This window comes from Nonomuraea deserti (genome assembly GCF_004348685.1).
GTDB classification, from domain to species: Bacteria; Actinomycetota; Actinomycetes; order Streptosporangiales; family Streptosporangiaceae; genus Nonomuraea; species Nonomuraea deserti.
Genome location: NZ_SMKO01000439.1, coordinates 1 through 718, shown reverse-complemented (window position 1 = coordinate 718; position 718 = coordinate 1). Strand labels below are relative to the sequence as shown.

The 718-nt window shown below is 73.0% G+C and carries 1 protein-coding gene; it reads right to left on the bottom strand.

All coding sequences use genetic code 11. The features are described 5' to 3' along the window. Window positions 1-154 precede the first annotated feature (154 nt). Window positions 155-718, bottom strand: a 564-nt coding sequence (locus tag E1292_RS50580; protein WP_246091082.1) for a CGNR zinc finger domain-containing protein, incomplete at its 5' end; no start/stop codon positions are given.

The following is a 718-nucleotide window of genomic DNA, read 5'->3' as shown; positions in this document are numbered from 1 at the left end:
CTAGTCGTCGGACCCATAAGACGTGTATAAGAGACAGGGTCAGCGCGGGGGCCTTGCCCCGGCGCCCGACGTGCCGGAAAGCAGGGGCCGCGCAACCGGGTCCGTGCGGCGACGTCGTACGGCTAACTGCCTTCGGCGGGCGGGCGGACGGAGGCTAGGCGCGGCGGCGGGCTCGGTAGGCGCTGGCTTTGGCGCGATTCTGGCAGGACACGCCGCAGAAGCGGCGCGAGGCGTTCCTCGTGACGTCGAAGAACACCAGGTCGCAACCGCTCGCGTCGCAGGAGCGCAACCGTACGCCCTGTCCGACGCCGATCACCATGGCCAGCGCCGTCGCGGCGTCGGCGGCCCAGGCGTCCACCCGGTCCGCCCCCGGCCGGTGGAAGGCCAGCACCGGCGGATCACCGTGCAGGTTGGGCACGGCGGCGTGACGTATCAGGCACTTGTTGAGCATGGCGACCGCGTCGGAGGCTCCGGTGAAAGCGGGGTGCAGTTCGGCGGCCACGTCCGCGAGCTGGTCGGCCTCCTCGTCCGTCAACGCCGGGCCGATGCCCACCGCGCTGTTGTCAGACGCGGAGCCGGCCGCGCCGACATGTGCCTGATCGTCGTCGCCATCACCGGGGCTGACCCCACGCGCGCCGGCGCGGCCCGGCTGGGGGGTGGTGTCCGGCCCAGAGGCAGTGCCCGCCCCAGGTGTGGTGCCCGCCCCAGGTGTGGTGCC